Annotated in this window: 29 protein-coding genes; 24 read left to right on the plus strand and 5 right to left on the minus strand. The window is 53.7% G+C overall.

All coding sequences use genetic code 11. The features are described from left to right. Positions 1-14 precede the first annotated feature (14 nt). A complete protein-coding gene (locus K0335_RS07235; RefSeq protein WP_000631640.1) occupies positions 15-509 on the plus strand; it encodes a DUF2004 domain-containing protein in 495 nt (164 codons plus the stop codon). 112 nt (positions 510-621) lie between these two features. On the opposite strand, the gene tusA is transcribed toward K0335_RS07235, so the two are convergent. Further along, on the minus strand, positions 622-867 hold the full coding sequence (tusA, locus tag K0335_RS07240; protein ID WP_000130622.1) for a sulfurtransferase TusA: 246 nt from the start codon (positions 865-867) through the stop codon (positions 622-624). A gap of 203 nt (positions 868-1,070) precedes the next feature. Between tusA and K0335_RS07245 the strand changes: the two genes are divergently transcribed. Together K0335_RS07245 and K0335_RS07250 are read left to right on the plus strand one after the other, a co-directional pair. Next, positions 1,071-1,736, plus strand: coding sequence for a 7-cyano-7-deazaguanine/7-aminomethyl-7-deazaguanine transporter (locus tag K0335_RS07245; RefSeq protein WP_000148728.1), 666 nt, complete (start codon positions 1,071-1,073; stop codon positions 1,734-1,736). A 72-nt stretch (positions 1,737-1,808) separates the two neighbouring features. Next, on the plus strand, positions 1,809-2,366 hold the full coding sequence (locus tag K0335_RS07250; protein WP_001245285.1) for a DcrB family lipoprotein: 558 nt from the start codon (positions 1,809-1,811) through the stop codon (positions 2,364-2,366). Between the two features lie 3 nt (positions 2,367-2,369). Here K0335_RS07250 and K0335_RS07255 read toward each other — a convergent pair whose 3' ends face one another. After that, complete coding sequence (locus K0335_RS07255; protein WP_123059579.1) at positions 2,370-3,608, minus strand: MFS transporter; 1,239 nt, start codon at positions 3,606-3,608, stop codon at positions 2,370-2,372. Positions 3,609-3,706: 98 nt separating this feature from the next. On the opposite strand from K0335_RS07255, the gene K0335_RS07260 reads away from it, so the two are divergent. From K0335_RS07260 to nikR, 21 genes are all read left to right on the plus strand, one after another. Then, positions 3,707-4,756 (plus strand): AI-2E family transporter, encoded by a 1,050-nt coding sequence (locus tag K0335_RS07260; RefSeq protein ID WP_002431778.1) that lies wholly within the window; start codon positions 3,707-3,709, stop codon positions 4,754-4,756. Between the two features lie 405 nt (positions 4,757-5,161). Then, on the plus strand, positions 5,162-5,539 hold the full coding sequence (locus tag K0335_RS07265) for a hypothetical protein (RefSeq protein WP_024256545.1): 378 nt from the start codon (positions 5,162-5,164) through the stop codon (positions 5,537-5,539). A 69-nt stretch (positions 5,540-5,608) separates the two neighbouring features. Next, positions 5,609-6,667, plus strand: coding sequence for a methyltransferase (locus K0335_RS07270; protein WP_000284720.1), 1,059 nt, complete (start codon positions 5,609-5,611; stop codon positions 6,665-6,667). 42 nt (positions 6,668-6,709) lie between these two features. Further along, entirely contained in the window at positions 6,710-7,432 is a 723-nt protein-coding gene (locus tag K0335_RS07275) for a beta-ketoacyl synthase chain length factor (protein WP_104920179.1), read from the plus strand. Beyond that, positions 7,429-8,244 carry a 1-acyl-sn-glycerol-3-phosphate acyltransferase gene (locus tag K0335_RS07280; RefSeq protein WP_141095964.1) on the plus strand — a complete coding sequence of 272 codons (816 nt, stop codon included), beginning with the start codon at positions 7,429-7,431 and terminating at the stop codon, positions 8,242-8,244. Before K0335_RS07275 ends, K0335_RS07280 begins: the two co-directional genes overlap by 4 nt. Continuing rightward, the gene (locus K0335_RS07285; RefSeq protein ID WP_001148683.1) at positions 8,225-8,482 is read left to right on the plus strand and encodes a phosphopantetheine-binding protein; all 258 of its coding nucleotides are present in this window, start codon (positions 8,225-8,227) and stop codon (positions 8,480-8,482) included. The genes K0335_RS07280 and K0335_RS07285 overlap by 20 nt, the downstream gene beginning before the upstream one ends. Positions 8,483-8,493: 11 nt before the next feature. Further along, the gene (locus tag K0335_RS07290) at positions 8,494-8,745 is read left to right on the plus strand and encodes an acyl carrier protein (protein ID WP_046083371.1); all 252 of its coding nucleotides are present in this window, start codon (positions 8,494-8,496) and stop codon (positions 8,743-8,745) included. A gap of 4 nt (positions 8,746-8,749) precedes the next feature. Next, the gene (locus tag K0335_RS07295) at positions 8,750-9,331 is read left to right on the plus strand and encodes a hypothetical protein (protein ID WP_046077082.1); all 582 of its coding nucleotides are present in this window, start codon (positions 8,750-8,752) and stop codon (positions 9,329-9,331) included. Next, a complete protein-coding gene (locus tag K0335_RS07300) occupies positions 9,328-10,689 on the plus strand; it encodes an acyl-CoA synthetase (protein ID WP_160193740.1) in 1,362 nt (453 codons plus the stop codon). The genes K0335_RS07295 and K0335_RS07300 overlap by 4 nt, the downstream gene beginning before the upstream one ends. After that, positions 10,676-11,029, plus strand: a complete 354-nt coding sequence (locus K0335_RS07305; RefSeq protein WP_002431781.1) for a beta-hydroxyacyl-ACP dehydratase — start codon at positions 10,676-10,678, stop codon at positions 11,027-11,029. Before K0335_RS07300 ends, K0335_RS07305 begins: the two co-directional genes overlap by 14 nt. Next, positions 11,020-12,696, plus strand: a complete 1,677-nt coding sequence (locus K0335_RS07310; RefSeq protein WP_104920181.1) for a glycosyltransferase — start codon at positions 11,020-11,022, stop codon at positions 12,694-12,696. Before K0335_RS07305 ends, K0335_RS07310 begins: the two co-directional genes overlap by 10 nt. 3 nt (positions 12,697-12,699) lie before the next feature. Next, positions 12,700-13,122 carry a thioesterase family protein gene (locus tag K0335_RS07315; protein WP_000930889.1) on the plus strand — a complete coding sequence of 141 codons (423 nt, stop codon included), beginning with the start codon at positions 12,700-12,702 and terminating at the stop codon, positions 13,120-13,122. After that, positions 13,119-13,724 (plus strand): outer membrane lipoprotein carrier protein LolA, encoded by a 606-nt coding sequence (locus K0335_RS07320; protein WP_046077086.1) that lies wholly within the window; start codon positions 13,119-13,121, stop codon positions 13,722-13,724. The genes K0335_RS07315 and K0335_RS07320 overlap by 4 nt, the downstream gene beginning before the upstream one ends. Beyond that, positions 13,693-16,008: an MMPL family transporter gene (locus K0335_RS07325; protein ID WP_219393777.1), complete on the plus strand. Its 2,316-nt coding sequence runs from the start codon at positions 13,693-13,695 to the stop codon at positions 16,006-16,008. Before K0335_RS07320 ends, K0335_RS07325 begins: the two co-directional genes overlap by 32 nt. After that, positions 16,005-16,589, plus strand: a complete 585-nt coding sequence (locus tag K0335_RS07330) for a DUF3261 domain-containing protein (RefSeq protein ID WP_000595148.1) — start codon at positions 16,005-16,007, stop codon at positions 16,587-16,589. Before K0335_RS07325 ends, K0335_RS07330 begins: the two co-directional genes overlap by 4 nt. Position 16,590: 1 nt before the next feature. Next, positions 16,591-17,760 carry a beta-ketoacyl-[acyl-carrier-protein] synthase family protein gene (locus K0335_RS07335; RefSeq protein WP_024256547.1) on the plus strand — a complete coding sequence of 390 codons (1,170 nt, stop codon included), beginning with the start codon at positions 16,591-16,593 and terminating at the stop codon, positions 17,758-17,760. Next, positions 17,757-18,221, plus strand: coding sequence for a 3-hydroxy-fatty acyl-ACP dehydratase (locus K0335_RS07340; RefSeq protein WP_000020250.1), 465 nt, complete (start codon positions 17,757-17,759; stop codon positions 18,219-18,221). The genes K0335_RS07335 and K0335_RS07340 overlap by 4 nt, the downstream gene beginning before the upstream one ends. Then, positions 18,221-18,952, plus strand: coding sequence for a 3-ketoacyl-ACP reductase FabG2 (locus tag K0335_RS07345; protein WP_000089018.1), 732 nt, complete (start codon positions 18,221-18,223; stop codon positions 18,950-18,952). Before K0335_RS07340 ends, K0335_RS07345 begins: the two co-directional genes overlap by 1 nt. Then, positions 18,949-20,178 (plus strand): beta-ketoacyl-ACP synthase, encoded by a 1,230-nt coding sequence (locus tag K0335_RS07350; protein ID WP_000198468.1) that lies wholly within the window; start codon positions 18,949-18,951, stop codon positions 20,176-20,178. Before K0335_RS07345 ends, K0335_RS07350 begins: the two co-directional genes overlap by 4 nt. A 1-nt stretch (position 20,179) precedes the next feature. Then, on the plus strand, positions 20,180-20,764 hold the full coding sequence (gene acpT, locus K0335_RS07355) for a 4'-phosphopantetheinyl transferase AcpT (protein WP_000285759.1): 585 nt from the start codon (positions 20,180-20,182) through the stop codon (positions 20,762-20,764). Between the two features lie 39 nt (positions 20,765-20,803). Beyond that, complete coding sequence (nikR, locus tag K0335_RS07360) at positions 20,804-21,205, plus strand: nickel-responsive transcriptional regulator NikR (protein WP_001190054.1); 402 nt, start codon at positions 20,804-20,806, stop codon at positions 21,203-21,205. A gap of 8 nt (positions 21,206-21,213) precedes the next feature. Here nikR and K0335_RS07365 read toward each other — a convergent pair whose 3' ends face one another. Genes K0335_RS07365 through K0335_RS07375 form a run of 3 tightly spaced genes read right to left on the minus strand, consistent with a single transcriptional unit; the run spans position 21,214 to position 26,137 of the window. Further along, on the minus strand, positions 21,214-22,338 hold the full coding sequence (locus K0335_RS07365; protein WP_074516336.1) for an ABC transporter permease: 1,125 nt from the start codon (positions 22,336-22,338) through the stop codon (positions 21,214-21,216). Then, positions 22,338-25,073, minus strand: a complete 2,736-nt coding sequence (gene rbbA, locus K0335_RS07370) for a ribosome-associated ATPase/putative transporter RbbA (RefSeq protein ID WP_104920183.1) — start codon at positions 25,071-25,073, stop codon at positions 22,338-22,340. The genes K0335_RS07365 and rbbA overlap by 1 nt, the downstream gene beginning before the upstream one ends. Next, the gene (locus tag K0335_RS07375; RefSeq protein ID WP_104920184.1) at positions 25,070-26,137 is read right to left on the minus strand and encodes an HlyD family secretion protein; all 1,068 of its coding nucleotides are present in this window, start codon (positions 26,135-26,137) and stop codon (positions 25,070-25,072) included. The genes rbbA and K0335_RS07375 overlap by 4 nt, the downstream gene beginning before the upstream one ends. Between the last annotated feature and the right edge of the window lie 54 nt (positions 26,138-26,191).

Below are 26,191 nucleotides of genomic sequence, written 5' to 3' on the forward strand. Positions count from 1 at the left end.
CATGGAATCAATGGATGATTACGTTAAATTCAAATTACTGGGGAAGGCTCGCTGTTGATGAGTCAGAGGGTTTCGCAGAATACGTAACAGTTACGCTTAACAATGAAAAGCGAACTGTCTGGCTAAATATTTTTGAAGATGTCCTGCCAAATACCCCCATTGAGAAAATCGTTCCACTCCTGGATAGCCTCCCTGCATGTACTGAAATTATCCGCAACGTACTTGCGCAAAAGAAAGGAACAAATGCGTTTGTTGATGAGTTTATTGAGTTTCATTTAGATGAACTCGATGCTGAAACATTACAATCTCTTGATATAACTCCACCTACGCACGAGGCCTGTGCAAAGCAACTCACTTTACGTGGCGTTCATCTCTGGTTAGCAGCTCCTGCTCCAGGCAGGTTAAAAATGACCGTGGATTATGGGATATCAAAGGATATCTCGGATCAGTTGCTGGTATTTAATTTTGATGAGCAGGGTGAGTTGCTGGATATTACCTGGGAAAGTTAAGTAATTCTGGGGGCGGTTTCATTTGCCCCTGTCGTTTAAGCTCCTGCACTTAACACGTTTGCTACCTTCCTGTACTTCAAATTTTTTTAGAGCATATAATCCCGAAGGGCAATTAATGCCCTTTGCGAATCAAATAACGATAAGGCAGTCCATCCGTTTCTTTAGCAACCAGTTCGTGTTCCATAAAGGTACAAAACCCAGGAATATCGCGTGTCGTCGCCGGATCATCAGCAATAATCAGCAACGTTTCTCCAGGTTGCATATTGCGCACAGTTTTGCGCACCATCATCACGGGTTCCGGGCAGCGCAGGCCGAGAGCGTCTAAAGTATGGTCAGGGCTTGAAAAGAGATCGGTCATTTTCTTCTCTGTCGCTAAAAAAACGGCGCTAGTTTACGCCCTGTTGTCCGTTAAGCCAATCAGGTTAACGATTGCGTATAAATTAGCCGTTGCAATGTCTTGGCAAAGCAGTATCATGCGGCGGCTTAAAAGTTTAGACGCGTTATTGCGGTAACTCGCTGCGCGTTGGGTTCCCTCACCCCAATTACCAAAAAGGTCACAATATGACGCATTTTTCTCAATCGCAGCGCGTAAAAGCGTTGTTCTGGTTATCGCTATTTCATCTGCTGGTGATCACCTCCAGCAACTATCTGGTACAGCTCCCGATTACTATTTTTGGGTTTCATACCACCTGGGGCGCGTTTAGCTTCCCGTTTATTTTTCTTGCCACCGACCTGACCGTGCGTATTTTTGGCGCGCCGCTGGCTCGTCGCATCATCTTTGCGGTAATGATCCCCGCATTGCTGATCTCCTACGTCATCTCATCGCTGTTCTATATGGGGTCATGGCAAGGGTTCGGCGCTCTCGCCCACTTCAACCTGTTTGTCGCACGTATTGCCACCGCCAGCTTCATGGCCTACGCGCTGGGGCAGATCCTCGACGTGCACGTCTTTAACCGCCTGCGCCAGAGTCGTCGCTGGTGGCTGGCCCCGACAGCTTCCACCCTGTTTGGTAACGTCAGCGACACGCTGGCCTTCTTCTTCATTGCCTTCTGGCGCAGCCCGGATGCCTTTATGGCTGAACACTGGATGGAAATCGCGCTGGTCGATTACTGTTTCAAAGTGTTAATCAGTATCGTTTTCTTCCTGCCGATGTATGGCGTATTACTCAATATGCTGTTGAAAAGACTGGCAGACAAATCTGAAATCAACGCATTGCAGGCGAGTTAAAGGTACGTTATCAGAGTTGTGATAAGATGGGTGAATGAGCCGTTATGGCCGTTTATCGAAAGGAAGAAGTCAATGCGCAATCTGGTTAAATATGTCGGTATTGGTCTGCTGGTTATGGGGCTTGCGGCTTGTGATGACAAAGACACCAACGCTTCAACTGAAGGCACCGTTGCTGAAAGCAATGCTGCCGGGCAATCAGTAAATTTGTTGGACGGTAAACTCAGTTTCCAGCTACCTGCAGACATGACTGATCAGAGTGGCAAGCTGGGCACTCAGGCCAATAATATGCACGTTTACTCTGATGCCAGTGGGCAGAAAGCTGTCATTGTCATTATGGGTGATGATCCTAACCTGGATCTGGCAGTGCTGGCGAAGCGTCTGGAAGATCAACAGCGCAGCCGTGACCCACAACTGCAGGTCGTCACGAACAAAACCATCGAAGTTAATGGGCACAAGTTACAGCAGCTGGACAGTATTATCTCCGCAAAAGGCCAGACAGCTTATTCTTCTGTTGTTTTGGGCAATGTAGATAAGCAATTGTTGACCATGCAAATTACGTTGCCAGCGGACGATCAACAAAAAGCGCAAACCGCAGCGGAAAGCATCATTAACACTCTGGAAATTAAGTAACGACTACGATGATGAAGCGGTCTCCGACAGTGGTTGCGGAGGCCGTTTTTTTAACCGCCATGTTAGTAGTAATGCAATAACCACCAGCCCCGCCGCAGCCAGATAAATCACGGATACACCTGCCCAGCTCATGACCAACCCGGCTAACGGTCCGGTAATACCAAGAGATAAATCCATAAAGACGGTATAAGTCGCCAGAGCCGCCCCCTGATTTTGCTGTGGCACTGCTTTTACTGCCACAACACCCAACGCCGGAAAGACCAACGAAAAACCCGCACCTGCCAGCAAAACGCCCACTTTCGCCATCCAGGGTACCATCGCAACCCCGACCAGTAGCAAGCCGATTATCTCAACACTAAAGCAAATCATCGCTACGTTTAAGCCGCCGATACGGTTAATGCCGCCAGGGAATAACAATCGTGTACCGACAAACGCACAGCTAAACAGCGTCAGCGCGAAAGCCGCACCGTCCCAACCTTTCGCGTCATAAAACAGCGTGATAAAGGTGGCGATAACGCCAAACCCGGCAGACGCCATTGCCAGCGCCATCCCATAAAGCCAGACACGCCCCAGTACGGCACGAAACGGTAGCGGCTTCCCTTTGCTCGCTTTCACCGCTGGACGTGGGATCGCCAGCAGCAGTGCCACCAGGGCAACCGCCATAATAAAAAGTGAAAGTCCTTGTAGCCCAACCCAGTGATAGCACAGAACACCAAGCGGTGCGCCCATCGCCATCGCACCATACGTGACGATGCCGTTCCACGAAATCACCCGACCAATGTGAGTCGATCCCACCGCACCGACGCCCCACAAAGTAGAACCAGTGCCGGTAAAGCTTTGTCCAATTCCCAGAATCACACGCCCAAGACACAACAGTAACAAGCTGAGTACCGGCCAGCTGCTGGCACTCCCCGCCAGAAAATAGGCCCCACCACTGAGCAAACAGCCAGCCAGCCCAAACATCACAATCTTTTTGGGGCCTAATAGATCTGCATACCGCCCGGCATGTGGACGACTGAGCAAAGTGGCGAAGTATTGCAGGCTGATCACCAACCCCGCCCAGAAGGCGCTAAATCCCATCACATCATGGACATAGCCAGGTAATACCGCGAGCGGTAAACCGATAGTGAGATAGCTGGCGAAGTTAAACATGACAATTGAAACAATGCGCAGATTCAGACGCAGACCATTAAGTGCGGGCTCGGGCATCACGATTACCCCGTATTTAGAACAGAGTTTCATTTTTAACATGCAATGGTGTGAAAATCAGCAGGAAGAATCAGATTATTGCCCCGGAGAGTACCACTACACTTAATACAAAAAGTCACAGGAAATCACCGATGGAAACCTCTCAACCCGATAAAACGGGAATGCACATCTTACTGAAATTGGCCTCGCTGGTAGTAATCCTCGCAGGTATTCATGCTGCGGCAGATATCATTGTGCAACTGTTACTGGCGCTCTTTTTCGCCATCGTCCTCAACCCGCTCGTCACCTGGTTTATTCGTCGTGGAGTCCAGCGCCCCGTTGCCATTACGATCGTAGTAGTGGTTATGCTGATCGCACTTACCGCACTGGTCGGTGTGCTGGCGGCATCATTTAATGAATTTATCTCGATGTTGCCGAAGTTTAATAAGGAGCTGACGCGCAAGCTTTTTAAATTGCAGGAGATGTTACCTTTTCTCAATTTGCATATTTCACCAGAAAGAATGCTACAACGGATGGACTCGGAAAAAGTGGTAACCTTCACCACAGCGCTGATGACGGGGCTTTCCGGGGCAATGGCAAGCGTACTTCTGTTGGTGATGACCGTGGTTTTTATGCTGTTTGAAGTGCGCCACGTTCCTTACAAAATGCGTTTTGCGCTGAATAACCCACAGATTCACATCGCCGGATTACATCGCGCATTAAAAGGCGTTTCTCACTATCTTGCATTGAAGACGCTGTTAAGTTTATGGACAGGCGTAATCGTCTGGCTGGGGCTGGCACTGATGGGAGTTCAGTTCGCACTGATGTGGGCTGTACTGGCATTTTTGCTCAACTATGTGCCCAATATAGGCGCAGTGATCTCCGCCGTACCGCCGATGATCCAGGTGCTGCTGTTTAATGGTGTTTACGAATGCATTCTGGTCGGTGCGCTATTTTTAATCGTCCATATGGTTATTGGCAATATTTTAGAACCACGAATGATGGGCCATCGTCTGGGAATGTCGACACTGGTGGTGTTTCTTTCTTTGTTAGTCTGGGGCTGGCTGCTCGGCCCGGTCGGGATGTTACTTTCAGTACCCTTAACCAGCGTCTGTAAAATCTGGATGGAAACCACTAAGGGAGGCAGTAAACTGGCGATTTTACTGGGACCAGGTAGACCAAAAAGCCGATTACCAGGTTAATACGATTTACAGAATTATCGATTGCCACCGTGATGAATACGGTGGCAATTTGAGTTAAGCGCGATAAAAATCATTCGCCAAATGAATTGCAATAACACATTCCCTAAACCAAATATATAAAACCAGCGAATATCTAAGGGCGTTTAATGTCCGATAAGGCATGCTTAATCAGAGCTATTTTTATTGCCATGCCACTCACCCTCGCATATAGTTGCTACCCGCTGGCTGCAAATTGGATTAGTTGAATATCTTATTTTGCATTTTCTTTCTTTGATTTATTGATTACAGAAATAGAAATTTGCTTTAAATAAAAATGCGTTGTCTCACCGGGGCAATAATTTCTGTCAGCATTTAATTCATTCGAATAAACAATACCTTATCAGGGAGTTTTTGATGAAACACTACATGAAATGGTTTGCCGCAATTGCTGTTGTGGGTGCTTTAGCCGGTTGTGCTCGTACTGCACCAATTGACCAGGTCCACTCTACTGTCAGCGCTGGTCACACTCAGGATCAAGTGAAAAAAGCCATTCTTAAAGCAGGTGTAGAACGTCAATGGATAATGTCCGAAGCTGGACCTGGCGTAATTAAAGCACGTCAACAAAGCCGCGCTCACACTGCAGAAATTCGTATTAATTACACCGCATCCAGTTACGATATCAATTATGAAAATAGCCAGAATCTCCAGGCTTCCGGCGGTCAAATTCATAAAAATTATAATCGTTGGGTACGCAACCTCGATAAAGAAATTCAGTTGAATTTATCTGCGGGCGCAGGGCTGTAATTTTTTCTAAAGTCGGGCCGTTTCGGTCCGATAATCATTTAATTCCCCTCTTAACAGGTAGTGCCGAACATGTATCAACAGGATTCACTTAGCGCACTGGATGCGATTACCGAAGCTCAACGCATTGCCTTTGCCCCTATGCTTTTTCAAACTGCATTGTGTCTGCGTAACGCAGGTGTGCTGACTTATCTTGATAAACAAGGTAAATGTGGTGCCTCCCTGGCAGATATCACTGAAAATAGTCAAATCAATGAATATGCCGCCAGCGTTTTGTTAGATATGGGATTAAGCGGGCGAATAATTACCTGTAAAGAGGGAATATATTATCTGGCAAAGATCGGTCATTTCCTTTTGCATGACACCATGACCCGGGTAAATATGGATTTTACTCAGGACGTCTGTTATCAGGGGCTGTTCTTTTTGGCTGAATCTTTGAAAGAAGGGAAACCCTCTGGCTTAAAAGTATTTGGTGACTGGCCAACGATATATCCGGCACTTTCACAATTACCGGATGCCGCACGTGAAAGCTGGTTCGCTTTTGATCATTACTACTCTGATGGCGCATTTGACGCCGCATTGCCTTATGTATTCGCCAACAACCCTGCAACCCTGTACGATGTGGGCGGAAATACGGGTAAATGGGCCTTACGTTGCTGCCATTACAACGCAAATATCAACGTTACCCTATTAGATTTGCCACAACAAATTGCACTCGCGAAAGAAAATATTGAGAATGCAGGTTTTTCTCATCGCATAGATTTCCACGCGGTGGATATGCTAAGCGACGCACCATTGCCAAATGGGGCTGATGTCTGGTGGATGAGTCAATTCCTGGATTGTTTTTCGCCAGAGCAAATTGTCGCCATTCTGACCAAAGTGGCAAATGTGATGAAACCCGGCGCAAAACTTTGCATTATGGAATTATTCTGGGATGCACAACGTTTTGAAGCCGCTTCATTTAGTCTGAATGCCTCTTCGCTCTACTTCACCTGCATGGCGAATGGCAATAGCCGGTTTTACAGTGCTGAAAAATTTTATGACTATCTGAATAAAGCAGGTTTCCAGGTAGAAGAACGCCACGATAATTTAGGCGTTGGGCATACTTTATTGATCTGCCAAAAGAAATAATTACTCCTTACTGAATTTACGGTTTACCGCGGGCGCGCGTTGATGAAATTTGCATTAAACATTCTCGACTGGCAGGCAAGAGCGCCTGGACTTAGTGAAACGCTGCAATGGCAGGAGTGGTCACGTCAGCCTCAGGCAATTGACCCGACAGCACCGTTGGCAAAATTAAGTGAACTGCCAATGATGACCGCCCGCCGCCTCAGCTCCGGGAGCAAACTGGCTGTTGAATGCGGTCTGGCAATGCTACGCCGCCATCAAATAGACGCCGTTTTGTATACCAGTCGTCATGGCGAGCTGGAGCGCAATTACCGCATTGTTCATGCACTGGCAACCGAACAGGCGCTTTCTCCGACGGACTTCGCGCTCTCCGTACACAACTCTTCCGTGGGTAACCTGACCATTGCGGCCAAACAGCCGATCGTTTCGTCATCGCTTTCGGCTGGTCGCGATAGTTTCCAGCAAGGTTTGAGTGAAGTGCTTAGCCTGCTACAAGCGGGATACCAGCGTGTGTTGATGGTCGATTTTGATGGCTTTCTACCTGAGTTCTATCATCCGCAGCTCCCAGCAGAAATGCCGACCTGGCCATATGCTGTTGCGCTGGTGATTGAAGCTGGCGATGAGTGGCAATGTGAAACACAGCCAGCCATTGCGGGCAATGAAACAACACTGCCGCAAAGCATGTTGTTTTTACAGCACTATTTACAAAATTCAGATGCTTTTTCACTTCCTGGAGAGCGCGTACAGTGGCGCTGGAGCCGTAGATGAGTAAGCTGATGTCACGCCTGGAATGGACATGGCGACTGGTTATGACCGGGTTGTGTTTTGCCCTGTTTGGCCTCGGCGGACTACTACTCTCTGTGGTGTGGTTTAACGTACTGTTAGTTTTGGTGTGGAACACTTCCCGCCGCCGTCGTTTGGCGCGTCGCAGCATTGCCGCCAGTTTTCGCCTGTTTTTAACTGTCGCGAAAGGGCTTGGCGTGCTGGATTATCGTATTGATGGCGCTGAAATTTTACGTCAGGAACGCGGTTGCCTCGTCGTAGCTAATCATCCCACGCTTATCGATTACGTACTGCTGGCGTCAGTCATGCCAGAAACTGACTGCCTGGTGAAAAGCGCGCTGTTAAAAAATCCTTTTCTTGGCGGCGTTGTGCGGGCGGCAGATTATTTAATCAACAGCGAAGCTGAAACCCTCTTACCCCGCTGCCAACAGCGACTGGCACAGGGTGACACTATTCTGATTTTCCCCGAAGGAACCCGAACTCGTCCCGGAGAAAAAATGACGCTACAACGTGGTGCAGCCAATATTGCGGTCCGTTGTGCCAGTGATTTACGCATCGTAACGATTCGTTGTAGCGAGCATCTACTTGATAAACAAAGTAAATGGTATGACGTTCCACCTGCTAAACCACTCTTTACCGTCGAAGTGGGTGAACGGATACAAATTAACCGTTTTTACGACGCAAACTCACAAGAACCGGCGCTGGCAGCAAGGCAGCTTAACCGGCATCTTTTGCTGCAATTACAACCAGGTACATTACCTCTCTCAGGAAAAAATGATGCAAGCGCTTTATCTTGAAATCAAAAACCTCATTATCTCTACTCTCAATCTGGATGAGCTTTCACCAGAGGATATCGAAACCGAAGCGCCGTTGTTTGGTGATGGTTTAGGGTTGGATTCTATCGATGCCCTGGAACTGGGGCTGGCAGTAAAAAATGAGTATGGCGTTGTACTTTCTGCGGAAAGTGAAGAGATGCGTCAGCACTTTTTCTCCGTCGCCACTCTGGCCTCTTTCATTGCTGCGCAACGTGCCTGAGGAAAGCCATCATGACAGAACAACAAACCGTCTATAAGGAAGTCTCAGCTCTGCTGGTTAAGCTGTTTGAAATCGATCCGCAGGACATCAAACCTGAAGCGCGCCTGTACGAAGATTTGGAGCTGGACAGCATCGACGCCGTTGACATGATTGTGCACCTGCAAAAGAAAACCGGTAAGAAAATCAAGCCGGAAGAGTTTAAAGCAGTGCGTACAGTCCAGGATGTCGTCGAGGCTGTAGAACGCCTGCTACAAGAAGCCTGATCTGATGTCGGGCATTCGCTCGCTGCCGATGATTAAGCTGCTGACTGGATTATTGCTGCTCGCCTGGCCGTTTGTGATTTGGTTTGGCTTAGCGCATAACGGCCTGCACTGGTTGTTGCCGCTGATGGCGCTGCTGCTTTTGTTGCGCTTGCGCCAGACCCGCCGCCAGACCGGGCCACTACAAGCCGTCACGCAAATCGTCGCTGTCGTAGGCATCGCCTTGTGTGCCGCCAGCTTTCTGCTGAAAACGCACCAGCTACTGCTGTTTTACCCGGCAGTGGTTAACGCGGTCATGCTGGCGGTTTTTGGCGGTTCGCTGTGGTCGGCAATGCCAATTGTTGAGCGGCTGGCACGTTTGCAGGAGCCAGATCTCCCGGAAAAGGGCGTGCGCTATACCCGCCACGTCACGCAAATCTGGTGCGGCTTTTTCATCATCAACGGCGGAATTGCCCTCTTTACCGCGCTGCATGGCGATATGTCGTTATGGACAGCCTGGAACGGCATGATTGCTTATTTGTTAATGGGAACGTTAATGGCTGGTGAATGGCTGGTGCGCCGTCAGGTGATGAAAAGAGATCGCTCATGAAGCAGACCTTACCGCTTGCACGCTGGCTGACTGCGCCACGCCCTGATGACACGCCCATTGCGTGGCTGGACGAAAGCACCTGGACGCTGGGCGATTTGCGTCACGATGTCGCGCAACTTATCTGCCGCTTGCAGCAACAGCCAGGTGAACGCTGGGCGCTGTGCTTTGAGAACAGCTATCTATTTATCGTTGCCCTGCTCGCCACGCTACACGCCGGAAAAACACCGGTGCTTCCGGGGCATAACCGCGTTATCCAGCTTAATGAGCAACGTGAACTTTTTGATGGTGTGCTTAGCGACAGCGAACTTAACTGGCAAGGTTCATTGCTGTTGGTAGCAAGCTCCCCACAAGTCGCTACACAATCATTCACCTTTGCCGCTATAGCGCCAGACGCTTATATCGAGCTGTTTACCTCTGGTTCCACAGGGCAGCCGAAGCGGGTGATTAAACCTGTTCGTTTGTTGGACCGTGAAGCAGAACTGCTGGCTGAACGATTAGGTGCACGTCTTGCCGGAAGTCGTGTCGTCGGTTCCGTATTGCCGCAGCATTTGTACGGCCTCACTTTTCGCGTTTTCCTGCCAATGGCGCTGGGATTACCGCTGCACGCCGCCATGCTCTGGTATGTCGAACAGTTTGTCGCATTGAGTCACCAGCATCGCTATATCTTCATCAGCAGCCCGGCATTTTTGAAACGGCTGGATACCCAGCTTTCTCCGCCGCCCGTTCAGGTGCTTCTCTCTGCTGGCGGTGAGCTACCGTGGCAGGACGTACAACACACCGCGAGCTGGCTGCGCGTCTGGCCTGATGAAATCTACGGCAGCACGGAAACCGGCGTCATCGCCTGGCGTTACCGCGAACAAGAGCAACGCCGCTGGCGGCCCTTTCCAGGTATGCAGTTCCAGGCCGAAGATGATGCCTTTCGTCTCTTTTCACCTCTGATGGAGGAAGATAGCGGCCTGTTACTCGACGATATCTTGCAGTTTAGCGAAGACGGCCAGTTCCATCTGATGGGGCGTCGCGGACGCATCGTTAAGATTGAAGAAAAACGTATTTCACTCCAGGAAGTAGAACAACGTCTGCTGGCGCTGGACGGTATTCACGAGGCGGCGGCAGTTCCCGTTACGCGCGGCGGGCGTCAGAGTATTGGCGTTTTGCTGGTGCTGAATGACGAAGCTCGCCTGCAATGGCAAAACGGCGGCGGGCACAGCCAGGAAATGGCCTGGCGGCGATTACTGCGCCCGACGCTGGAGCCAGTTGCTATTCCGCGTTACTGGCGCGTTATTGATGAAATGCCAGTAAACAGTATGAACAAGCGTGTCTATGCGCAATTACAGGAGTTATTTCATGAAGCCCCATGAAATCGAGCGCCATCAGGCACAAGCGAATCACCTTGAGATTGTTTTGCATCTCAGGGCAGATCTGTTCTGGTTTCGCGGTCATTTTGCCGTACAACCATTACTCCCCGGCGTGGCACAAATCGACTGGGCGATGAGTTACGCGCTTGCCCTGCTCGCGCCCGGTTGGCGTTTTCACTCCATTCAGAACATCAAATTCCAGGCTCCATTGCTGCCGGATAACCGCGTCACACTCACGCTTAGCTGGCAGGAAGAACGCCAGATTCTGAGCTTTAGTTATCAGCGTCACGACGGTGACGCCCGCCACACCGCCAGTAGCGGGAAGATCCGCCTATGTCGGTAAACTTTTCTCCCTGCGTGTTGATCCCCTGCTACAACCACGGCGCAATGATGCCGGGCGTGCTGGCGCGTCTTAAGCCATTTAATCTGCCCTGTATTGTGGTGGATGACGGCAGCGATGCCGCCACGCAACAGCAACTGGATAATCTGGTTGCCGAACAGCCTGGCGTGACATTAATTCGCCTGGCAGAAAACGCAGGCAAAGGCGCGGCGGTAATGCGCGGCTTACAGGCAGCGGCAGACGCGGGGTTCAGCCATGCGGTACAGGTGGATGCTGACGGTCAGCACGCGATTGAAGATATCCCCAAACTGCTGGCACTCGCTGAACAACACCCTGCGGCACTGATCTCCGGCCAGCCAATTTACGATGACTCCATCCCCCGCTCACGGCTGTACGGGCGCTGGGTCACCCACGTCTGGGTGTGGATCGAAACGCTCTCCCTGCAACTGAAAGACAGCATGTGCGGCTTTCGCGTTTATCCAGTCGTGCCAACGCTGCAACTGGCAAAACACGCCACCATCGGCAAGCGGATGGATTTCGACACCGAAGTGATGGTGCGCCTCTACTGGCAGGGAAACACCAGCTATTTCGTGCCGACCCGCGTCACCTATCCGCTGGACGGGCTTTCGCATTTTGATGCCCTGAAAGATAACGTCCGCATCTCGCTGATGCACACACGTCTGTTTTTCGGCATGTTGCCGCGTATTCCTTCACTGCTGATGCGCCACTCTTCCAGCCACTGGGCGCGGCAGAGCGAAGTGAAAGGATTATGGGGAATGCGCCTGATGCTGCTGGTCTGGCGTCTGCTGGGAAAAACAGCGTTTAGCGCGCTGCTTTACCCGGTGGTGGGCGTCTACTGGCTCACCGCTGCTCGTGCGCGCAAAGCGTCGCAAGACTGGCTCGCCCGTGTGCGCCAGCATCAACCACAGGCAGCAAAACTCAACAGCTATCAGCACTTTCTACGTTTCGGCAACGCCATGCTCGACAAAATCGCCAGCTGGCGCGGCGAGCTACAACTCGGGCGTGATGTGCTGTTTGCACCAGGCGCAGAAGCGGCACTTAACGTCAGCGATCCGCAAGGCAAATTGCTGCTGGCCTCGCATCTTGGCGATGTGGAAGTGTGCCGGGCGCTGGCAAAAATTCAGGGCTACAAAACCATTAACGCGCTGGTGTTTAGCGAAAACGCCCAACGCTTTAAACAGATAATGCAGGAGATGGCTCCTCAGGCAGGCATTAACCTGATGCCGGTGACGGATATCGGCCCAGACACCGCCATCCTGCTAAAAGAGAAGCTGGATAACGGCGAATGGGTGGCGATTGTTGGTGACCGCATCGCCGTCAACCCGCAACGCGGCGGCGACTGGCGTGTCTGCTGGAGTCCGTTTATGGGCCAGCCTGCGCCCTTCCCACAAGGGCCGTTTATTCTCGCCTCTATTTTGCGCTGCCCGGTGAATCTGATTTTCGCCCTACGCCAGCACGGCAAGCTGCATATTCACTGCGAAACCTTTGCCGACCCGCTGCTGTTGCCGCGTGGCGAACGCCAGCAGGCGCTGCAAAACGCTATCGATCATTACGCCGCGCGTCTGGAACATCACGCGCTCCAGTCGCCCCTCGACTGGTTTAATTTTTTCGATTTCTGGCAACTGCCGGAAGTCCAGGACAAGGAGTAAAGGGTGCTTAACGATCCCCGATTTACCGCTGAAGTCGAGCTGATCATTCCATTTCACGACGTCGATATGATGGGCGTGGCCTGGCACGGTAACTATTTTCGCTACTTTGAAGTGGCCCGCGAGGCGCTGCTCAACCAGTTCAATTACGGCTATCGGCAGATGAAAGAGTCGGGTTATTTGTGGCCAGTGGTCGATGCGCGGGTGAAATATCGCCACGCCCTCACCTTTGAGCAACGCATCCGCGTGCGTGCGCATATCGAAGAGTTCGAAAACCGCCTGCGAATTGGCTATCAGATTTTCGATGCCGAAACGGGCAAACGCGCCACCACCGGATACACCATTCAGGTCGCGGTCGACGAGCAAAGCCGCGAACTGTGCTTTGTCAGCCCCGATATTCTGTTTGAACGCATGGGAGTCAAACCATGAAATTTTTACCGCTGCTGGCGCTGCTGATTAGCCCGTTTGTGAGCGCCCTGACCCTGGACGATCTTCAGCAACGCTTTACCGAACAGCCGGTGATCCGCGCCCATTTTGATCAAACCCGGACGATTAAAGATCTGCCGCAACCGCTGCGATCGCAGGGGCAGATGTTGATCGCCCGCGACCAGGGGCTGTTGTGGGATCAAACCTCACCGTTCCCCATGCAGCTATTACTGGACGATAAACGCATGGTGCAGGTGATCAACGGCCAGCCGCCGCAAATCATCACGGCAGAAAATAACCCGCAGATGTTCCAGTTTAACCACCTGCTGCGCGCGCTGTTCCAGGCCGATCGCAAAGTGCTGGAACAAAACTTCCGCGTCGAATTTGCTGACAAAGGCGAAGGCCGCTGGACGCTGCGCCTGACACCGACCACCACGCCACTGGATAAAATTTTCAACACCATCGATCTCACCGGGCAAACCTATCTGGAGAGCATTCAGCTTAATGATAAACAGGGCGATCGCACCGATATCGCTCTTACCCAACATCAACTGACGCCAGCGCAACTGACCGATGACGAACGCCAACGTTTTGCCGCCCAGTAAACGCCCGGCGCTGTTATGGGGGATCATCTGCCTGGTCATGGCGGCGGCGTTGCTGATCCTGCTGCCGCAATCACGACTGAACAGTAGCGTGCTGGCTATGTTACCCAAACAGGCGATGGGCGATATTCCTCCGGCGCTGAATGACGGCTTTATGCAGCGTCTGGACCGCCAACTGGTGTGGCTGGTCAGCCCCGGTAAAGAGGCTAATCCCAGTGTGGCTCAGGAATGGCTGACGCTGCTGCAAAAATCCGCTGCGCTCGGCGACGTTAAAGGGCCAATGGATGCCGCCAGCCAGCAAGCGTGGGGAGCGTTTTTCTGGCAGCATCGTAACGGCCTGATTGACCCCGACACCCGCACGCGCCTGCAAAACGGCGGCGAAGCGCAGGCGCAGTGGATCCTCTCCCAGCTTTATTCTGCGTTCTCCGGGGTAAGCGGTAAGGAGCTGCAAAATGATCCGCTGATGTTAATGCGCGGCTCGCAGCTGGCGATGGCGAAAAATGGCCAGCGTTTGCGGCTGATGGACGGCTGGCTGGTGACACAGGATCCCCAGGGCAACTGCTGGTATCTGCTGCACGGCGAACTGGCGGGATCGTCGTTTGATATGCAGCAAACCCACCAGCTCATCACCACCCTGAATACGCTGGAAAAGGATCTGAAAACGCGTTACCCGCAGGCGCAGTTGCTCTCGCGCGGCACGGTGTTTTACAGCGATTACGCCAGTCAACAGGCGAAGCAGGATATCTCAACCCTGGGCGTGGCGACGCTGCTGGGGGTGATATTACTGATTGTGGCGGTGTTCCGCTCTTTACGCCCGTTGCTGCTTTGCGTGATTTCCATCGGCATTGGCGCGCTGGCGGGAACGGTCGCCACCTTGTTGATTTTCGGTGAATTACACCTGATGACGCTGGTGATGAGCATGAGCGTTATCGGCATTTCCGCTGACTACACGCTCTATTACCTCACTGAACGGATGGTGCACGGCAATGACGTTTCGCCGTGGCAAAGCCTGATGAAAGTGCGCAATGCCTTGCTACTGGCGCTGCTCACCACCGTAGCGGCATATCTGATTATGATGCTCGCCCCCTTCCCCGGCATTCGCCAGATGGCGATTTTTGCCGCCGTCGGGTTGAGCGCCTCCTGTCTGACCGTTCTGTTCTGGCATCCGTGGCTGTGCCGTGGCCTGCCGGTGCGCCCGGTTCCGGCGATGGCGCTGATGCTGCGCTGGCTGGCGGCGTGGCGGCGTAATAAAAAACTGTCGCGGGGTCTTCCCGTCGCGCTGGCGCTGTTTTCGCTGGCGGGGATGTCAATGCTGCGCGTCGATGACGATATCTCGCAGTTACAGGCGCTGCCGCAGCATATTCTGGCGCAGGAAAAAGCCATTACCGCCCTGACCGGACAAAACGTCGATCAAAAATGGTTTGTGGTTTACGGCGATTCGCCACAGCAAACATTGCGGCGGCTGGAGAAATTTACCACCTCGCTGGAGAAAGCGAAAAAAGACGGTCTTATCAGCAACTACCGCACTATTCCGCTGAACTCCCTGGCGCGGCAGGAGGAAGATTTACATCTGCTGAAAACGTCTGCCCCGACGGTAACAAAAGCGCTGCAAAATGCCGGGCTGACGGCGGTGAAACCAGATCTCAACGCCATGCCAGTGAAGGTCGATGAATGGCTGGCAAGCCCCGCCAGTGAAGGCTGGCGTCTGCTGTGGCTGACGCTGGAAAACGGCGCAAGCGGCGTACTGGTACCGGTTGAAGGGGTTAAAAGTAGCGCGTTGTTGCAGGAAACAGCCAGCTATTACCAGGGCATTGCCTGGGTTGATCGCAAAAACACTTTTGATGAATTGTTCGCACTTTACCGCTACGTCTTAACCGGTTTGTTGCTGGTGGCGCTGGCAGTGATTGCCTGCGGCGCAGTGGCCCGCCTCGGCTGGCGCAAAGGGCTTATCAGCCTGGTGCCTTCGGTGCTTTCGCTGGGCTGCGGTCTGGCAGTGCTGGCGATGAGCGGGCAGGCGGTGAATCTCTTTTCGCTGCTGGCGCTGGTGCTGGTGCTTGGCATCGGCATCAACTACACGCTGTTTTTCAGTAATCCACGCGGTACACCGTTAACTTCCCTACTGGCGATCACGCTGGCAATGCTCACCACCTTGCTGACGCTGGGAATGCTGGTATTCAGCGCCACTCAGGCCATCAGCAGTTTTGGCATTGTGCTGGTGAGCGGTATTTTCACCGCCTTCCTGCTTTCGCCGCTGGCTATGCCCGATAAAAAGAGAACAAAAAAATGATCAAACCCACCTTTTGGCGGGCATTCGCCCTGACCGCTACGCTTATCCTCACCGGCTGTAGCCACTCGCAACCGGAACAGGAAGGACGCCCGCAGGCGTGGCTGCAACCTGGCACACGCATCACGCTGCCTGCACCGGGGATATCGCCCGCCGTCAATTCCCAACAACTGTTGACTGGCAGCTTCAACGGCAAAACCCAGTCGCTGTTGGTGATGCTTAATGCCGACGACCAGAAAATCACCCTTGCCGGACTGTCATCAGTCGGCATTCGTCTGTTTCTGGTGACCTACGATGCGCAAGGGCTACGCGCCGAGCAATCCATCGTCGTCCCGCAACTGCCGCCCGCAAGTCAGGTGCTGGCTGACGTAATGCTCAGCCACTGGCCGATTAGCGCCTGGCAGCCGCAACTCCCCGCTGGATGGACGCTTCGCGACAACGGTGACAAACGCGAACTGCGTAACGCCAGTGGCAAACTGGTCACGGAAATCACTTATTTGAATCGCAAAGGAAAACGCGTGCCAATCAGCATTGAGCAGCATGTCTTTAAATACCACATCACCATTCAATACTTAGGTGACTGATATGATTTATATTTCCGCCGTCGGCATGATCAACGCCCTGGGAAATAACCTTGATGAGATCGCAGCCAACCTGACTCGTGGTTCCGCTCCCGGCATGCGCCCACGCGCAGGCTGGTTGCAGGGGCATCCGCAGACGGTCCTGGCTGGCGTGGATGGCGAGCTTCCGCTTATCCCGGAAAAATTCGCTGCGCACCGCTCGCGCAACAATCAGGTCCTGCTGGCGGCGCTGGCGCAGATCCAGCCGCAGGTTGATGATGCTATCGCGAAATATGGCCGCGAGCGCATCGCGATTGTGCTTGGCACCAGCACCTCCGGCCTGCATGAAGGCGACACGCACGTTAACCTGCGCACCCACGGGCAGCCAAGCACCACATGGCACTATGCACAACAAGAACTCGGCGATCCGTCGCGTTTTCTCAGCCACTGGCTGGCGCTCGACGGCCCGGCATATACCCTTTCAACCGCCTGCTCTTCCAGCGCCAGAGCGATGATCAGCGGGCGCAGGCTTATCGAAGCGGGGCTGGTCGATGCTGCCATTGTGGGTGGCGCAGACACCCTGAGCCGGATGCCGATTAACGGTTTTCACAGTCTCGAATCGCTGTCGCCAACCTTATGTCAGCCGTTCGGCCGTGACCGTGCGGGCATCACCATTGGCGAAGGCGCGGGGCTAATGCTGCTGACCCGTGAACCGCAGCCCATCGCGTTGCTGGGCGTTGGTGAATCGAGCGACGCTTACCATATTTCGGCCCCGCATCCGCAGGGCGAAGGGGCAATCCGCGCTATTAACCAGGCGCTGACCGATGCGCAGCTTACGCCAGATGACGTCGGCTATATCAACCTGCACGGCACCGCCACACAACTCAACGATCAGATTGAATCAATAGTGGTTAACGCCCTGTTTGGCGAACGCGTACCGTGCAGCTCCACCAAACATTTGACCGGACACACGCTGGGCGCGGCGGGCATTACCGAGGCGGCAATCAGTATGTTGATCTTACAGCGTGATTTACCGCTGCCCGCTCAGGACTTCAGCCTGTCGCCACGCGATCCCACGCTGCCACCGTGCGGCATTATCGAAAAACCACAGCCGCTGGCACGTCCGGTGATCCTGTCCAATTCCTTCGCCTTTGGCGGCAATAACGCCAGCATTCTGCTCGGGAGGGTTTCGTGAGCCACTATTTATCACCCGGCGCTTATCTGCCCCACGATGCGCCCATGTTGCTGCTGGAAGAAGTGGTGAGCGTCAGCGATGACAGCGCCGTGTGCCGCGTGACGGTTTCGCCCAGTGGTGTACTGGCACCGTTTCTCGACCCGGACGGCAATCTCCCTGGCTGGTTTGCCCTTGAACTGATGGCGCAAACCGTCGGCGTCTGGTCTGGCTGGCATCGCCACCAGCAGGGCAAAAACAGTATTGAGTTAGGGATGGTACTGGGCGCGCGTGAATTGCTTTGCGCCGCTGGCATTCTGCCCGCAGGCCAGACGCTGACCATTACCGTCAAACTGCTGATGCAAGATGAACGCTTCGGCAGTTTTGAGTGCAGCATCAACGACGGCGAGGCAACGGGCCGCATTAACACCTTCCAGCCGACTGCGGAAGAACTTACCACCCTGTTTCAACAAGGAGCGTCCTGATGAGTCGTTTAGTTCTGGTTACCGGTGCCAGCAAAGGCATTGGTCGCGCCATCGCCTGCCAACTGGCGGCAGACGGCTTTAACATTGGCGTTCACTATCACCGTGACGCCGCAGGCGCTCAAGAAACGCTGAATGCCATTGTCGCCAACGGTGGTAACGGGCGTTTGCTCAGTTTCGACGTCGCAAACCGCGAACAGTGTCGGGAAGTGCTGGAGCACGAGATCGCGCAACACGGTGCCTGGTACGGCGTGGTTAGTAACGCCGGGATCGCTCGCGATGCCGCTTTTCCGGCTTTAAGCGATGACGACTGGGATGCGGTGATCCACACCAACCTCGACAGTTTCTACAACGTCATTCAGCCGTGCATTATGCCGATGATCGGCGCACGTCAGGGTGGACGCATCATCACGCTGTCCTCGGTTTCCGGCGTAATGGGCAATCGCGGCCAGGTGAACTACAGTGCTGCCAAAGCCGGAATTATCGGCGCAACAAAAGCACTGGCTATCGAACTCGCGAAGCGCAAAATCACCGTCAATTGCATCGCGCCGGGGCTTATTGATACCGGGATGATCGAAATGGAAGAGAGCGCTCTGAAAGAGGCAATGTCGATGATCCCCATGAAACGCATGGGCCAGGCGGAAGAAGTTGCCGGGCTTGCCAGTTATTTAATGTCTGATATTGCGGGTTACGTCACCCGCCAGGTTATTTCCATCAACGGAGGGATGTTATGACACGTCGCGTAGTGATTACAGGAATGGGCGGCGTGACTGCCTTTGGTGAAAACTGGCAGGACGTTTCTGCACGCTTACTGGCGTATGAAAATGCGGTGCGCAAAATGCCGGAGTGGCAGGTCTATGATGGTCTGCATACCCTGCTTGGCGCGCCGATTGATGATTTTACGCTACCGGAGCACTACACCCGTAAGCGTATCCGTGCGATGGGCCGCGTGTCACAAATGTCGACCAGAGCCAGTGAGCTGGCGTTAGAGCAGGCAGGGTTGATTGGCGATCCGATATTAACCAGTGGTGAAACGGGCATTGCGTACGGTTCATCGACCGGCAGTACCGGTCCGGTGAGCGAGTTCGCCACCATGCTGACGGAAAAGCACACGAACAACATCACTGGCACCACCTATGTGCAGATGATGCCGCACACCACCGCCGTTAATACCGGGCTATTTTTTGGCCTGCGCGGACGGGTGATCCCAACCTCCAGCGCCTGTACCTCCGGCAGCCAGGCGATCGGCTACGCGTGGGAAGCCATTCGTCACGGTTATCAAACTGTAATGGTTGCTGGTGGCGCCGAAGAGTTATGCCCTTCAGAAGCGGCGGTGTTTGATACGCTTTTCGCCACCAGCCAGCACAATGACGCGCCGAAAACCACGCCGTCGCCGTTCGATGAAAACCGCGACGGGCTGGTGATTGGCGAAGGCGCAGGCACGCTCATTCTCGAAGAACTGGAGCACGCCAAAGCGCGCGGCGCGACCATTTACGGTGAAATCGTTGGCTTTGCCACCAACTGCGACGCGGCACATATTACCCAGCCTCAGCGTGAGACCATGCAATATTGTATGGAAAAATCGTTAAAAATCGCCGGGTTAAGTGCAAGTGATATCGGCTATATTTCGGCGCATGGTACGGCGACTGATCGTGGTGATGTAGCAGAAAGCCAGGCGACGGTAGCAATTTATGGCGATAACGTACCGATCTCCTCGCTTAAAAGTTATTTTGGGCATACCCTTGGTGCCTGCGGAGCACTCGAAGCCTGGATGAGCTTACAAATGATGCGTGAAGGCTGGTTTGCGCCTACGCTAAATTTGAGCCAGCCAGATGCGAACTGCGGTGCGCTGGATTACATCATGGGTGAAGCCCGCAAGATTGATTGTGAGTTTTTGCAGAGTAACAACTTTGCCTTTGGTGGCATTAATACCTCCATCATCATAAAACGTTGGCCCTGATATGTATCGAATCGTTCTGGGAAAAGTATCGACCTTAAGCGCAGCGGCACTACCATCCGCGCTTATCGAGCAGGCACCGCAGGGTGCCCGCCGTGCACGCTGGCTTGCTGGCCGTGCACTGCTTTCCCATGCGCTTTCGCCACTGCCAGAAATTGTCTATGGCGAACAGGGCAAACCCGCCTTTTCCCCGGAGACTGCACTCTGGTTTAACCTCAGTCATAGCGGCGACGATATCGTGTTGTTGTTAAGCGATGAAGGCGAAGTCGGTTGCGATATCGAAGTCATCCGTCCGCGTGCACAATGGCGTTCGCTGGCGAATGCGGTGTTCAGCCAGGGCGAACATGAGGAACTGGAAGCAGAACATCCCGATTACCAACTCATGGCGTTCTGGCGGATCTGGACGCGAAAAGAAGCCATCGTTAAACAGCGTGGCGGCAGCGCCTGGCAAATTGTCAGCATCGACAGTACACAACAATCGGCGCTCTCAGTCAGCCATTGTCAGTTTGGTTCATTGATCCTTGCAGTCTGCACGCCCACACCATTTGCTCTTACTCATAACGTTCTACAGCAGGTAGAATCACTGTAATTCCTCTCTGACTGACCTGAACAATAAGGTGTAACTCAGATGCAACGTGTCACCATTACTCTCGATGACGATTTACTGGAAACGCTGGATAACCTGAGTCAGCGCCGTGGTTACAACAACCGCTCGGAAGCCATCCGCGATATTTTGCGCGGCGCCCTGGCGCAAGAAAGCACTCAACAGCACGGTACTGAGGGCTTTGCGGTTCTCTCTTATGTGTATGAGCATGAGAAGCGTGATTTAGCCAGCCGTATCGTCTCGACCCAGCACCATCACCACGATCTCTCTGTTGCCACGCTGCATGTACATATCAATCACGACGATTGCCTGGAAATCGCCGTGCTGAAAGGTGACATGGGCGACGTACAACATTTTGCCGATGACGTTATTTCCCAACGCGGCGTGCGGCACGGGCATTTGCAGTGCTTACCGAAGGAAGATTGACTCCGTAATCACGCCATTGTCCCAATCGTCTTCCTGAATCGCAGCAGTGCGATGGTGAAAAACGCGCCGCCAATTGCCATCAACGTCAGGAACTGCGGCCAGACGATTTCGAATCCGGCACCCCGGTAGAGGATGGCCTGCGCGAGGCTGACAAAGTGTGTCGTCGGCATGGTCAGCATAATGTCCTGCACCATCTGCGGCATACTTTCGCGCGGCGTGGAGCCACCGGAAAGCATTTGCAGCGGCAGCAGCACCAGAATCACCAACAGCCCAAGCTGTGGCATCGAACGCGCTATCGTCCCCATAAAAATGCCGATTGACGTGGTGGCAAACAGACTGAGCGCCACGCCAAGCATAAACAGCGGGATAGAGCCTTCTATCGGTACGCCCAGCACGCCTTTTACCATCAGCACCAGCGATAATCCCGATACCACCAGCACCACCAGCCCCATAGACCAGACCTTTGCCATCATGATCTCAAACGGCGTTATCGGCATCACCAGTAAGTGTTCCACCGTGCCGTGTTCACGCTCGCGGATCAGCGCCGATCCGGTCAACACAATCGCCAGCATGGTAATGTTGTTGATGATCGCCATCACCCCGCCAAACCATGCGGGATCGAGGTTCGGATTAAAGCGCATGCGGGTTTCCAGCGATACCAACGGTTCGCTGTTATCACGGTAACGCGCGACAAAGCTGTTCACTTCACCGTTGATAATATTCTGGATATAACCGTTGCCAGTGAATGCCTGGCTCATGCGCGTGGCATCGACGTTCACCTGAATATCCGGCTGGCGTCCTGCGAGGACATCACGCTGAAAATTAGGCGGAATATTTATCGCGAAGGTATAGCGCCCGGCGTCCAGCCCGGCATCCATCTCATCGGCGGTGATCATCTCCGGGGGCAAAAACCACGGGCGGTAGAAGCTGTTAACGATCCGGTTCGATAACTGCGATTGATCCATATCAGCAATGGCGATCGGCGCGAGGTTCAACGATCCTGGCGTAACGGTCGCTGACGAATACACCGACACCGTAAACGAGAAGACAATCAGCGTCAGCATCGCTTTATCACCGAGCAGACTGCACAACTCTTTGATACCCAGATTAAAAATATTGCGTAAATGGCGCATCATCCCTCCTGTTTTTTCAGCAGCAGGATGCTTAAGCCCATCACCAGCGGTATGGCTATCAGCAACGGGATAAAAAGTTGCCACAAATCAGTCAGATCCAGCGCTTTCGAGAACGTTCCGCGGGCGATAGTCAGAAAATGACTGGTCGGGTAAACCTCGCCGATCCAACGTCCTGGACCTTCCAGCGAAGCTACCGGATCGATCATCCCGGAAAACTGCGTCGCCGGAATCAACGTGATGATCGCAGTGCCAAAAATGGCGGCAATCTGGCTTTTCATAAAAGTAGAGATCAGCAGCCCCATTCCGGTGGCAATGATGATATACAGCAGCGCCGCCAGGGTGAGCGTCAGGAAACTGCCTTTATGCGGCACGCCAAACACAAACACCGACAGGGCGCAGAGCAGGAAAAAGTTCAGCATTCCCAGCCCGATGTACGGTAGCTGTTTGCCAAGTAAAAATTCGCTGCGGGTTGTGGGGGTAACGTAAAGGTTGATAATCGACCCCAACTCTTTTTCCCGCACTACGCTAAGGGCGCTTAACATCGACGGAATCATCATCAGCAGAAGCGGGATCACCGCCGGAACAATCGCTGGCAGGCTTTTTACGTCCGGGTTATAGCGATAGCGTGTCTCAATATTCATCAGCCCGCTTTGGCTCGCGGGCGTGGATTGCCGACTCGCCACATCCTGTAGCCAGCTCTGGTGCATGGCCTGCACGTAACCTTTTACCGTTTCGGCGCGACTCGGCATCGCACCGTCGATCCAGACACCGAGTTCCACGGGCGTACCACGCGCGATATCGCGCCCGAAATTGGGTGGGATTTCAATAGCCACGGTGATATCGCCCGCACGCATCCGGCGATCAAGCTCGTCATAACTGGTGAGCGGCGGCTGCTCGATAAAGTAACGGGAACCGGAGAGATTGAGCGTCCACGCCTGGCTACTGACGGTCTGGTCGCGGTCGAGCACCGCAAAGCGCAGATTTTCCACATCCATACTGATGCCGTAACCCATTATCAGCATCAGGATCACCGTTCCCATCAGCGCCAGCGTCGAACGTACCGGATCGCGGCGCAGTTCCAGTGCTTCGCGACGGCTGTAGCTAAACAGACGTCGCAGGCTAAATCCCTGACGCGGGACGTGGGTGGTGTCATGTACCACAGGCGGCGCTTCGGCTTCGTTGCTCTGCCCTGCCGCTTCCTGCAAATAGGCGATAAAAGCCTCTTCCAGGCTGGCGGCTCCGCGTTTCTCAACCAGTTCCTGCGGTGTACCGCTGGCGAGCACTTTTCCGGCGTGCATCAGTGAGATGCGGTCGCAGCGTTCCGCTTCGTTCATAAAGTGGGTGGAGATGAAAATGGTCACTTTGTCCTGGCGCGAAAGATCCACCATTAACTGCCAGAACATATCCCTCGCCACTGGATCGACGCCAGAAGTAGGCTCATCGAGGATTAACATTTCCGGGCGATGAATCACCGCCACCGCCAGCGAAAGCCGCTGGCGAATGCCGAGCGGCAATGACTCCGGCAGAACATCCTCAACGTCGTTGAGCTTAAAACGCTCGCTCATTTCAGCCACTCGCGCGAGAATTTCCGCTTCCGGGATGTGAAACAAACGGGCATGTAACTCCAGGTTTTGCCGCACGGTGAGCTCGTTATAGAGCGAAAACGCCTGCGACATATAGCCCACCCGACGGCGGGTATCGATATCTTTTGGATCAACCGGTTGCCCGAACAGCCACGCCTCACCTTCGCTGGCAGGCAGCAGTCCAGTAAGCATTTTCATGGTGGTGGATTTACCGCAGCCGTTCGAACCGAGGAAGCCAAAAATCTCCCCGCGTGGAATGCGGAAATTGACGTGATCAACGGCAACGAAGGAACCAAAACGCATGGTCAGATCGCGTGCTTCGATGGCAATGTCTGCTTTTTCAGATTGATACGGTGGGATCACTACCGCCTGATGCGCCTGGCGTTGCGCTTGCGGTAACAGATTTATAAATGCTTCTTCCAGCGTGGCGCTTTGCGTTTGCTGCCGCAGTTCTTCGGCGCTGCCAGTCGCCAGCACTTCTCCGGCATTCATCGCTACCAGCCAGTCGAAGCGTTCCGCCTCTTCCATATAGGCGGTGGCAACCAGCACGCTCATATTGCTCTGCCGCTGGCGAATGCTATCGATCAGATCCCAGAACTGGGCGCGGGAGAGCGGGTCAACCCCCGTCGTAGGCTCATCAAGAATCAACAGTTCCGGGTCGTGGATTAACGCACAGCACAGCCCCAGTTTTTGCTTCATCCCGCCGGAGAGTTTCCCTGCCGAACGATCGCGAAACGGTGCTAAACCGGTGCTGGTCAGCAGTTCATTAATTCGTACTTCCCGCTCTGCTTTGTCGTGACCGAACAGGCGGGCGAAAAAATCGACGTTTTCATACACCGACAAGGTGTGGTAGAGGTTTTTGCCCAGTCCCTGCGGCATCCAGGCAATGCGCGGGCAGACGTCACGGCGATGCCTCGGGTCGCGCATATCGCCGCCCAGCACGATCACGTTGCCCTGCTCAATGACGCGGGCACCGGAAATCAGTGACAACAAACTCGACTTCCCGACGCCGTCCGGGCCAATCAGCCCAACCATGCAGCGGGCCGGAATGTCGAGAGTGATATTGTTCAGCGCAACAGTTTTTCCATAATGCTGGCTCACGCCCGCCAGTTGCGCGACAGGCGGGACGGGAACCAGTTCCAGATGCGTCATTGCGGCAACCTCACCGCAAGGTCGTCAGGCCACGGAAGTTCTTCGTTCACCCGCACCCACGCCACGCCCGGCAAACCGGTTTTGACATATTCCAGATGTTGCTGGAGTAATTCCGGTGGGATACGCGCTTTGACGCGGAACATCAGTTTCAGCCGCTCATCGCTGGTTTCGACGGTTTTTGGCGTGAACTGGGCGACGCTGGCGACAAAGCTGATGGACGCAGGAATACGCAGATCTGGCGCGGCATCGAGGATCAGTCGGGCTTCGCCGCCCAGTTTCAGCGTGCCCGCCTGTTCGGTTGGCAGGAAGAAGGTCATATAGACATCGCTGAGATCGACCATATTTAGCACCCGACCGCCTGCCGCCAGCACTTCCCCTGGCTCGGCAACCCGATACTGCACGCGTCCGTCACGCGGGGCTTTCAGTTCGCTGTCATCGATATCTGCGGCAATGCGCCGTTCAGTGGCTTGCGCGGCTTCGACGCGCGTTTGCGCCTGAATGATATTGGTACGTGCCGCTTCTATAGCCGCTTTAGAAGCCGAAACCTGGGCTTTTGCCGATTCCAGCGCAGCACGGGCGCTTTCGGCGGCGGCACGGTCGTCGTCCAGCTGTTGCGCAGAAATAGCCCCTCGATGGGCCAGTGAGCGAGAGCGCGTATGACGTTTGGCCACAGAGTCCAGTTCGGCCTGGCGTTGATTAACCAGTGACTGCGCGGCACGAGTTTCACTTTGCCGTTGCTCCAGCAAAGCCTGCGCGGCGGCAACGGCACTTTGTGCCTCTTTGATTTGCGCGATAGCTTCCAGTCGCTGTTCCTGCAACACGCGAGTATCCATCTTCGCCAATACTTCACCTTCACGAACAAACTGGCCTTCTTTCACCAGAATGGTATCGATACGCCCGGCAATTTTGCTGGCGATATCCACTTCCGTCGCTTCAATACGCCCATTGCTGACGGCAAAGCCTTCCGGCACACCTGCCGGGCGCAACAGCCACCACGCCACGACAGCAACCATCGCCAGTAACACTACAACCCACCACGCCAGATGGCGCTTACTCTTATCCATAATCGACCCGCCATAATCCCTGTAAGCAAACGACGCGTGTTACAACTGCCACCG

The organism is Escherichia sp. GZ89 (assembly GCF_019366485.1).
Taxonomy (GTDB): Bacteria; Pseudomonadota; Gammaproteobacteria; order Enterobacterales; family Enterobacteriaceae; genus Escherichia; species Escherichia fergusonii.